General features: G+C 61.3%; 10 protein-coding genes. All 10 read left to right on the plus strand.

The window, feature by feature from the left end; translation table 11 throughout:
- The 10 genes from A6V37_RS15950 (at position 1) to A6V37_RS15995 (ending at position 9036) form a co-directional block, all read left to right on the plus strand.
- Positions 1–627 (plus strand): YitT family protein, encoded by a 627-nt coding sequence (locus A6V37_RS15950; protein WP_064269592.1) that lies wholly within the window; start codon positions 1–3, stop codon positions 625–627.
- A gap of 173 nt (positions 628–800) precedes the next feature.
- Positions 801–1748 (plus strand): fumarylacetoacetate hydrolase family protein, encoded by a 948-nt coding sequence (locus A6V37_RS15955; RefSeq protein WP_165614458.1) that lies wholly within the window; start codon positions 801–803, stop codon positions 1746–1748.
- Between the two features lie 19 nt (positions 1749–1767).
- The gene (locus A6V37_RS15960) at positions 1768–2790 is read left to right on the plus strand and encodes a Rieske (2Fe-2S) protein (protein WP_165614459.1); all 1023 of its coding nucleotides are present in this window, start codon (positions 1768–1770) and stop codon (positions 2788–2790) included.
- 115 nt (positions 2791–2905) lie between these two features.
- Positions 2906–3730 carry an IclR family transcriptional regulator domain-containing protein gene (locus A6V37_RS15965; protein WP_075643500.1) on the plus strand — a complete coding sequence of 275 codons (825 nt, stop codon included), beginning with the start codon at positions 2906–2908 and terminating at the stop codon, positions 3728–3730.
- Entirely contained in the window at positions 3727–4983 is a 1257-nt protein-coding gene (locus tag A6V37_RS15970; protein WP_064269595.1) for an MFS transporter, read from the plus strand. The genes A6V37_RS15965 and A6V37_RS15970 overlap by 4 nt, the downstream gene beginning before the upstream one ends.
- 64 nt (positions 4984–5047) lie before the next feature.
- Entirely contained in the window at positions 5048–5494 is a 447-nt protein-coding gene (locus A6V37_RS15975) for a VOC family protein (RefSeq protein ID WP_064269596.1), read from the plus strand.
- A gap of 846 nt (positions 5495–6340) precedes the next feature.
- Positions 6341–7222: an NmrA family NAD(P)-binding protein gene (locus tag A6V37_RS15980; RefSeq protein WP_064269597.1), complete on the plus strand. Its 882-nt coding sequence runs from the start codon at positions 6341–6343 to the stop codon at positions 7220–7222.
- Between the two features lie 30 nt (positions 7223–7252).
- Complete coding sequence (locus A6V37_RS15985) at positions 7253–7627, plus strand: hypothetical protein (protein WP_064269605.1); 375 nt, start codon at positions 7253–7255, stop codon at positions 7625–7627.
- 71 nt (positions 7628–7698) lie between these two features.
- Positions 7699–8412, plus strand: coding sequence for an SDR family oxidoreductase (locus A6V37_RS15990; protein ID WP_064269598.1), 714 nt, complete (start codon positions 7699–7701; stop codon positions 8410–8412).
- Between the two features lie 162 nt (positions 8413–8574).
- Entirely contained in the window at positions 8575–9036 is a 462-nt protein-coding gene (locus A6V37_RS15995; protein WP_064269599.1) for a MarR family winged helix-turn-helix transcriptional regulator, read from the plus strand.
- The last annotated feature ends 613 nt before the right edge of the window (positions 9037–9649 follow it).

Here is a 9649-nt window from a genome sequence, read left to right on the forward strand (position 1 = left end):
ATGCCAGGTGATGATGTGCACGCACCCCTGCCGGCGATCAGACATTGTCCGTATGAAGACGCCGTCGCGCTCGTGGTCGGCGCTCTGCTCGTCTCGCTCGGCGTCAACCTGTACAACCACGCGGGGCTTATGACGGGCGGCACGGCGGGGCTCGCCTTTCTCATCCACTACGTGTCCGGATGGGCATTCGGTCCCGTCTTTCTCGCGATCAACGTGCCATTCCATTATTTCGCCTTTCGCCGCATGAGCCGTCAGTTCAGGATCAAGACGCTGTGCGCGACGGTGCTGGTCGCGGGCTTTTCGATGCTGCACCCGCGCTTCATCCATATCGACAGGCTCGATGCGTTCTATGCAGCAGTTCTCGGGGCCGCCGTGATGGCCACTGGTTTCGTCGTGCTCTTCCGCCACCATGCAAGCCTTGGCGGCGTCCATATCGTCGCGCTGTTTCTGCAGGAGCATCACGGCATTCGCGCGGGCAAGGTGCAAATGGCCGTCGACGTGTCGATCGTGGTGGCGTCGCTGTTCGTGGTGTCGCCGCGCGTGCTGGCCGCTTCGCTGGTGGGCGCGCTCGCGCTCAACCTGGTGGTCACCCTCAATCATCGACCGGGACGCTATGTCGGGATGTGAGGGGAGCTTTCCGGCCACCGGACAAACTTCTCGCCGCTATTGATGCACGCCATGCCGCCTCATAGAGTGAAAGTGAAGTCAGAACGATGCACAGCACAACGTCATTGCCGTTCGCGCGTAGACGGGACGAGCCGGACACTACAAGCGTTAATCATCTGAGGAAAATGGTCGTTATGGAATTCGCTCTCGCCAACCTCGACACCGCCGACGGAGAGCGCGCGGCGATCGCGCTGCCCTCCGGTTATTTCCGACTGGACCTGCTCGACGCGACGTTCGGCGGCCGGTTTGGCTCGACTCTGCGCGAGATCATGAACCGCTGGCAGGACGCGTGGCCTTCGCTGGTGGGGTTGGCAACGCGATGCGCGGCGGAGGGTGCGTGGTCGCGCGCATACGTGGCCACCGCCGATGCCATGCTGATCACGCCGATTCGATTCCCGAACAAGCTCGTGTGCGTGGGCGCCGTCTACCGGGACCACCTTCGCGAGTTCAATCTGCCCGCTGAGCGCTGGCCGAAGATGCCGATTTTTCTGCGTCCGCCTTCGACCTCGATCGTCGGCCCCGGTGGTGCAGTTGCGATTCCGCCCAATACGAAGCAGTTCGATTGGGAAGTCGAACTGGCCGTCGTGATAGGCGCTCGACTCACCGATGCGGATCTCGACTCGGCACAGGCGGCGATTGCAGGTTATACGGTCGGCATCGATCTGACCTGCCGCGACCTGCTCGACCGCGAATCCACGATCGGCGTCGATCTCGTGCGCGCGAAGGCACAGGACGCGATGGCGCCTGTGGGCCCGGTGCTGATGCCCGCGGAGTTCGTGAGCGATCCGCAGCAGCTTCGCCTGCGTCTCTATGTGAATGATGAAATCAAGCAGGACGGCTGCACGTCCGACATGCTCTATTCGGTGTACGAGCAGGTTGCCACCATCAGCCGCTTCATTACATTGGAACCCGGCGACATCGTGTTTACGGGCTCGTGCGCGGGATCGGGTGCGTCGATCGGGCAGTTTCTGCAACCCGGCGACCGCGTTCGCGCGGAGATCGACAAGGTGGGCCGGCTCGAGGTTGGCATTGCCGAAGCGCGCCGGCGCCCGGAGGGCTATCGCGAGACGCTCGTCGAATGATGGAACGATGGAGACGAAGATGACAGATGAGACATTGGCAAACGAGGCGGCGAAGCCGTCACGACTGGTTGATGCGCGCGGCCGCGGCACGAAGATCGAATTCAGGGGCGAAGAGGAGTTTCATGCGTGCTGGTATCCCGTCGCGCTTTCGTCGGAGGTAGAGCGAGGCAGTCTGATCGGCGCGCCATTTCTCGACGGACGCGTGATCGTCTACCGCACTTCCGATGGCATTGCGCACGTCAGGAGCGCTTATTGCCGGCACCTTGGCGCGGACCTTTCCGTGGGGCGCCTCGTGAATGACACGGTTCAATGCCCGTTCCATTTCTGGCGCTACGACGTGGCAGGGTCATGTGTCGACGTACCGGCAGGCGATCCGCCGCCACCCTACGCGAAATTGTTCAGCTACCCCACGGCGGAGTCGCTCGGGCTCATCTGGGCCTTCAACGGGGAGACGCCCCTTCATCCTGCACCGCACTTCGAGCAGAGTGAGGCCGCGCTCGTGATCGAGGCCTACCGCAATCCGCTGCCAATGAAAGTGGAGAGCTCCATCGTGTTCCTCAACAGCTTCGATCTCCAGCACTTTCGCGTCGTGCACGGCATGCCGATCGAAGTCGACCTGGACCGCGTCACCGAACACGAGCACACGCTTGGCTACGAGGCGCGCGTGAGCACGCCGGAGTTCGGTGAGGTGGTCCAGGACCGCAGGCTCTGGGGCGTCAATACGGTGACCATTGCGAGCGAAACGGGTGGGCGCAAGTTCTATCAATTGCATAGCCTTTGCCCAGTAGAGAACCACGCGACGCAGGGCTTTCTTGTCAGCGCCACCCCGGCAGCCGATTTCGCTGAAGACGACAGCGCCAGGGCACTGCTTGCACAATCGCGCGAGTATGCTTTGCGCCTTGTGAACGAAGACGCACCGATCTTCGATACGTTGAGCTTTCGGCGCGACAACCTCACCGCTTCGGACCGTTTCCTCGCGTTTGGCATCCAGTACATTCGACGCTATCCGCGCGCTCATCCGGGCCGTGAACTCATCCGCTAGGGCCGCTGCACAAGTGCGCGCAGGTTGCATGCGAGAATGTTCCGAGGGTTCCAGCGAGGTGGCAGACATGGACTCAGACGCAAGATCCGGACACCCGGATGACGAGGCGGGTCTCATGCGAGGCCCGTTGAGGACGATCGCGGTATTGAGGGCGTTGAACGTTCGCAATGGGGCGACCGTGGCGGAGTTATCCGAGGCGACGGGCATCTCCCGGCCGGCGCTGTACCGGATTCTCGAAACATTGCGCACCGCGGGCTACGTGTCGATCAATCTGCGGCAGCAACGCTATTGCCTCACGATGCTCGTGCGCACCCTCGCCGAGGGTTTTTCCGACGAGGACTGGGTCACCCAGGTCGCAAGACCTGTGCTGAGCGCGCTACAGCGCAAGGTGCTCTGGCCTGTCGATCTCGGCACCTTCATGAACAACGCGATGTGGATTCGCGAGACGACTCGCCAGTCGAGTCCCCTCACCATCGACCGCGGCGTTGTCGGACTGCGCTTTCCGATGCTGCAAGGCGCGACGGGGAGGGCGTATCTCGCATTCTGCCCGGAGAACGAACGCAAGCAGATCCTTGCCAATCTGTCGCGCTGCCCCGAGTCCGGCAACGAAATGCTTGAACGGCCCGGTGAATTGAAGGCCCTTCTCGATCGCACGCGAGAGCAGGGCTACGGCCAGCGTTATGGCGAACAACCCACCGAAACGGGTGCGATCGCTGTACCGGTCATGGTCGGCGAACGGGTGATCGGCTGCATCAACATGACCTTCATCGCGAGCGCGCTGCGGCCCGAGGAGGCCGCACGTCAGCACCTCGCCGCGATGGTTCGCAGCGCGAAGAAAATCGCCACCGGCGTGCAGCGGCTCGAAACGGAAGAGCCCGCCGGCGACGCGTGGAACAGGGGGTATCAGGACAAGAGCAACACCGGCAAGGACGACGCATGAACGCCTTTATCGATGAATTTCGCAGCGGCTGGCGCGATCTGATCGGCGCGATGATCGGGCTTGGCCTCGGCATCGGCGCCTACAACCCTGTGTCGAGTTTCTTTTTTCGCGCGCTCGAACATGAGTTCGGCTGGTCGAAGACAGCGGCGGTAGTTTCGCTCGTCGCGCTGCCCGTGACAGCCGTCGTGCTTCCATTCGCCGGGCTGTTGCTCGATCGTTTCGGCGTGCGCCGGGTGGCGGTGTTGTCGGCGCTAGGCATGTCCGCCTGCTTCGTGTGGCTCGCGAATATGAATGGCGGGTTGTGGATGTTCTATGCCGCTTTCATTGCACTCAATGTGCTCGGCTGCGCGACGGGCCCTGTGGGTTATACGCGAATCATCTCATCAAGGTTCAGAAGATCGCGCGGTACGGCGCTCGCCTGCGCGCTACTTGGCATCGGTCTCGCGGCGATGATCCTGCCGCCCGTGGTGGCATTCATTCTTGCGCGCTGGGGCTGGCGCGAAGGCTACCTGTTCTTCGCGGCCGCCGTGCTCGTGGCGGGCTTCGTTGCGATGTCGCTCATGCGTGATCCGGGCGGCAGCGGGAATGCGTCGGAAGCGGTATCAGGCGACAAGCTGGCGAGGGCCGTCGTCAAGCGTTCGTTCTGGCTTCTCGGCACGGCGGTTTTCGTGCTGAGTGTCGCATCCCTCGGATTCGTGTCGCAGTTTCAATCGCTCGTCATCGAGAAAGGACTTGCCGCACGGGCCGCGCCGTTGCTGCTGTCTTCACTGGCCGCATCGGTGTTCGTGAGCCGGCTCGTGATCGGATGGGCACTCGATATCTTCCACCCCGAGCGCGTTGCGGCGAGCGCGCTGCTGCTCGCCGCGTTCGGGATGCTGCTCTGGATGCTCGGCGGTACAAGCACGGGATGGGTCTTGACGGCCGTCCTGCTGATCGGATTGAGCATCGGCGCCGAACTGGATTTCCTCTCGTTCTTCTGTGCCGGACTCTTCGGTCTCAGGCACTACGGCGCGGTGTACGGCGGGCTGGCGGCGTTCTTCTATACGGGCATTGCGGCAGGTGGAATCCTGTACGGCGCGATTCACGACCGCACTGGTGCCTATGCAATAGCGACGGCGATATCCGTGGTTCTGTTCGTTGTTTCGGCCGTCCTGTTCCTTGCATTGGGGCCCGCGATGCGCGGCGCCAGGCATGCCGGGAGCGCCGGGGACGGCGCGGCGAAAGATGCGCCGGCGCTTGCGGCACGACGCTAGCCGGAGACTTGCCCGGTCGTCGCAGGTTCGATCATCTATTTTTTATCAGCAATCGCAGGTAGCCATGAGCCTTCCGTCCATCGCTGGGATTCACCACCTCAAGTTCAATGTGTCAAACCTTGATCGCAGCCTCGACTTCTACGCGACCGCGCTTGGCGCGAGACGCCTTCCCGAGCTGGATCATCGGCATCCGGATGGCGAGCTCTTTGCCTACATCCTCGAGATCGAGAACCTCGGCACGTATCTCGAGCTGCGCGCGTCACCCGAACGGGCGGCACGCGAGGCGGGGCTCGATCCGGTGACGTTCTCCGTGCGCACGCACAGTGATCTGCTCGCTTGGCACGATCATCTCGAGGCGAAGGGCATCCACCATTCGCCGGTCTTCACGGGCGTTCTTGGATGGGTCATGGCAGCGGAAGATCCGGATGGCAGGCATCTGCGGTTCTATACGCTCGAGACGCATCCGATTACTCGAGATTTTTCAACAGATCCCTACTGGCTCGGCGATTGAGATAAGAGCCGTCTGGACCACGTATCGTTTCGCGGGTGGGAGAGACTGATCTCGCCCGCAATTCTCGCAAATGGCTCCCACGCGCTCCGCGTCTCCATCCTTATGGATGATTACACCCGTCAAGGTCCTTCGCATTTCGAGCGCGCGGACGTCCCAAGAAGCCCGGAAGCGGTCATTGACCTGTTCCAAGTGCCGCAGGCCGTTGAGGGTCGACAGCGAGCAGACAGGAAATTAGTGAGCGTAGTCTGTGGCGTAGCTCACCTGCCAAAGCCTTATGGGGCAGGGCACAGGTACTGCTGCATCACTGGAGAATGGGGCGCAGACGATCCAGTTGCCGCAGCGGTAGCGGGTGCAGTCATAAGTCTGATGTAAAGTTACTTTGGTTGCACGAGTTTACCAGTGTGGCGCTCCGTCGATCGGCTGGATCTTCGGCTCCCGGCCACCTGCAGCCATTCGTCAACTACCTCATGCTGTCATTCGGGCGGCTGTTTCGCATCAATATTCGGACAGAGCGCCTCGGCCCGCTGGTCGAACTCTTTGAATGATCCGTTGATTTGGGCCAGTTGGGTCGTTCGAGGTGGTGCTTCCGCAGGCGCTGCACGTCGATGGACAGCGCCTTGTTCGGGATTCGCCCGGTGCTACCGCATTCCTGCTCGATGGCCTCTATTGTTGCCTGAAAGTACACACGCTGCTGCTACCGCTCGCAGGCCGCCTCGTGCGGCCGCAATTTATCGCGAACGGCAATGTTGAATCCTGCGCGGACAAAAATGCCTTGACAGTAAGAGCATATGCTCCTATCTTGGTAATAAGAGAGCATATGCTCTTACATTCAAATGGAGCGAAGCTATGAACCAGGCCGAAATACTTGTGAGCGGTGCAACCGGAAGGACCGGAGGTATCGCTATCGACGAATTGCTCAAGATGGGCAGACGCGTGCGGGCCTATGTGCGCTCAGACGACGATCGGGCAGCCGCCCTGAGGCAGCGCGGAGTCGATATCGCCGTCGGGGACTTCACCGACATCAATGACATCCGCGCAGCCATGGAAGGAATCCGGTCAGCCTATTTCCTTCATCCGATCGCGCCGGGAATCATCGGAGCTGCCGCCTATTTCGCGCAGGCCGCGAAGGAAGCGGGCGTCACGGCGATCGTCAACATGTCGCAGATTTCTGCGCGCCGGGAGTCGAAGAGCCACGCGGCCCAGGATCACTGGGTTTCCGAGCGGGTCTTTGATTGGTCAGGCGTTTCGACTACGCATCTGCGTCCCACCTTCTTTGCCGATTGGCTCGTCTATCCGCATTTTGCAAAGGAGATCTGGGCCACGAAGAAGATTGAATTTCCCTTTGGCAACGGCCGTCACGCACCCATCGCCGCTGATGATCAGGGGCGGGTTATTGCCCATGTCCTGGCTAACCCCGCAGGCCACGAGGGCAAGACCTACGCGCTCCATGGCCCCGTCGAGGTCAACCATACCGAGATCGCCGAAGCGATGAGCGAGGTTCTCGGAGCCCGGATCGAATACGCGCCGACTTCCATCGAAGAGTTCCGGACCAAGATGGAAAACCTTTACAGGTTCCCGCCGTTCCTCACGCAGCATCTGGTCGAGGTCGCTCAGAACTACCGCGACGGCGTCTTCTCGGGCACCAACGACGTCATCGAGAAAATTACCGGGAAGCCGCCCCTCTCGGTCCAGCAGTTCGTCGCGCAGAACCGCGCCGCATTCGCGTGAGCGCGGCCTCAAACGAGTCGAGGTTTGAAGATGACATCCACTCAAGATGAGCGTCACCCGTTTCTGGACGATCTGACTGCTGACGCAGAGTTGGTCAGCTCGGTATTGCGCGGCCCCGTGATCGGACGTGACGAAATCCGCCTGGCCGTCGACGCCGTCGGAACCCTCTACGCCTTGCAGGCGCCCACGTTTGTCCAGACGGACGGTTCGCGGCTCATTCTTGAGTACGAGGCCGTTCTGACCAACGGCGAGAACCTGAGCGCGGCGGTTGTAGTCGACCGCAACGCCGACGGATCGGTGCCGCGCGTGAGCGTCCGGATGAGTCCACTTGGCGCCGTGCTGACTCTCGCCGCTCATCTGCGGGAGACACTTTCAAAGCAGTTTCCGGAAAGCCTTTTTCTTTGAACCACGCTCCCGCCGGTCCGCGGCGGATGTTGCCTCACCGGAGGCACGCAGCTTTAAAAGAGGAACATGTCATGGATGTCAAGAACGCCACTGTCTTTATCACCGGCGCCAATCGCGGCCTAGGTCTGGCTTTTGCACGAGAGGCACGCCGGCGTGGGGCGGCGAAGGTATACGCGGGCATGCGTAACACGAACGGCTTTGAAGAGCCGGGCGTCGTGCCCGTCAGGATCGACGTTACGGATACGGCGTCGATCGCCACAGCCGCGGAACTGGCGGCAGACACGACCCTGCTGGTCAACAACGCGGGCATTGCCGCTCTGATCGACGGGCCTCTGGCGCATGACGTAGAAGCGCAATCGGCCCGCATGTTCGATACGAACTACTACGGCGTAGTGCGAGTCACAAAGGCCTTCGAGCCGATATTGTCGGCCAAGCCGGATGCGGCGATCATTAACGTGCTTTCCGACATCGTCTGGCTTCCGCGGCCCTATCTGGCACCGTATGCTGCATCAAAGGCAGCAGCGTGGAGTTATACGAATCAACTTCGCTTTCACCTGCAAGCGCGGGGAGTTCAGGTTCTCGGCCTGCACGTTGGGTTCGTGGACACCGACCTGACCAATGGCATTGACGTACCCAAAGCCAGCCCGGAGGATGTGGTGCGACAGACCTATGACGCGCTCACCGCCGGCAAGAGCGAGATTATGGCCGATAGGGGAACAGCGATACTGAAGAGCACGCTTGCCGCCGAGGAGCCCGGCTACATCACTCCGCCGGAAGGGTTTTGAACGATGCAGATGACGAGAGTCGGCTACGGGGGAGAGACTTGAGGCGCGCAGATCACCGGTACGCCAGCGTTTTCCGTGTCGACTTTCATCGAAAGATACCGCCGTACCTTCGCGCGTGCGCGTAGTGTTCCGGCAATCAAAAGAAATGAGGAGTGGAACCAGATGTTGCCGTTCGACCAGCCGCTTGGAATCGATCAATGCAACTGCTTCGCAGTGAGGAAGGCAAGCAGGCAGATTTCCCGCCTCTACGATAGTCATCTCGAACCGGCGGGTCTGCGCATCACGCAATTTCTCACGCTGGCTGCACTGGACGAGGTGGGAAGTGCTGCGGTCAACGCCCTTGCCGAACGGCTCGATATCGAACGGACGGCGATGGGAAAGATGGTCGGTTTCCTTGAACGCGACGGCTTCGTCGCGATCAGGCCGTCCCCCACGGACGGACGAAGCCGCATTGTTGAGCTTACCGAGGAAGGACGGCGCCTGCACGAAAGAGCGGCGCCGCTCTGGCGGGAAGCGCAGCGGGCGTTCGAGCAACTGAACGGCGTAGAAAATGTCACGGCGTTACGGGAGGGGTTGAGAGGAGTGGTCGTCGGCGACGTGACGGTACGCTCAGCCGGGGACTGAAGCTCCACAAGAGTTGCCACGAACGCACGAGACCTCGGTTGCCGGGACGATAGGACGGTTGAGGCGTCGACAAACACGAATGTGGCAGGACGGATTGAATCCGCAAACCCACAGCAGGCACACCCAATCGGTAACGGCGATTCGCTGCTCAGAGTCGCCTGCTCTCCTTCCAGCGGCAGCAATACTGCCGTGCAAAACCGCTCCCGGATCCGACGGCGGCAAAGCTGGCTATAGCCGCCATCGGTCGATGGTCGCACCGGCGACTCCAGAGCCGAAGCGCAGCAGCAGCTTGTGCGAAGACCGATGTCCGAAGCCCGCTCGAAGCCGTCATTGAAGTCCCTCCAACCCGACGGGTAGCTGCGGGTCGCAAGTACGCATTCGTCAAAGCCGATAGCAACCGTTCGCCGTTGCCGTCGACGAATGGCCGGTCTTGAGCATCGAGCAGGCATATCTGCGCCGATGGGCGAACGACGGCTATGGCCGAACGGACTGATATGACTTTCCGTGTCAATCGCGATCGGTTCTCGGTTTTGGTGCATCTGAATTTCCTGAGGGCGACGTAGCAGTACGTCTCGACGGTGGGTCACACTGATATCCGCGGGTTGGTTACCGC

Origin of the sequence: Paraburkholderia ginsengiterrae (assembly GCF_001645125.1) — a bacterium.
In the GTDB taxonomy this organism is placed as follows: Bacteria; Pseudomonadota; Gammaproteobacteria; order Burkholderiales; family Burkholderiaceae; genus Paraburkholderia; species Paraburkholderia ginsengiterrae.

Coding starts and splice junctions, on each gene's coding strand:
- A6V37_RS15950 (WP_064269592.1), top strand. CDS start 1: ATGCCAGGTGATGATGTGCACGCACCCCTGCCGGCGATCAGACATTGT.
- A6V37_RS15955 (WP_165614458.1), top strand. CDS start 801: ATGGAATTCGCTCTCGCCAACCTCGACACCGCCGACGGAGAGCGCGCG.
- A6V37_RS15960 (WP_165614459.1), top strand. CDS start 1,768: ATGACAGATGAGACATTGGCAAACGAGGCGGCGAAGCCGTCACGACTG.
- A6V37_RS15965 (WP_075643500.1), top strand. CDS start 2,906: ATGCGAGGCCCGTTGAGGACGATCGCGGTATTGAGGGCGTTGAACGTT.
- A6V37_RS15970 (WP_064269595.1), top strand. CDS start 3,727: ATGAACGCCTTTATCGATGAATTTCGCAGCGGCTGGCGCGATCTGATC.
- A6V37_RS15975 (WP_064269596.1), top strand. CDS start 5,048: ATGAGCCTTCCGTCCATCGCTGGGATTCACCACCTCAAGTTCAATGTG.
- A6V37_RS15980 (WP_064269597.1), top strand. CDS start 6,341: ATGAACCAGGCCGAAATACTTGTGAGCGGTGCAACCGGAAGGACCGGA.
- A6V37_RS15985 (WP_064269605.1), top strand. CDS start 7,253: ATGACATCCACTCAAGATGAGCGTCACCCGTTTCTGGACGATCTGACT.
- A6V37_RS15990 (WP_064269598.1), top strand. CDS start 7,699: ATGGATGTCAAGAACGCCACTGTCTTTATCACCGGCGCCAATCGCGGC.
- A6V37_RS15995 (WP_064269599.1), top strand. CDS start 8,575: ATGTTGCCGTTCGACCAGCCGCTTGGAATCGATCAATGCAACTGCTTC.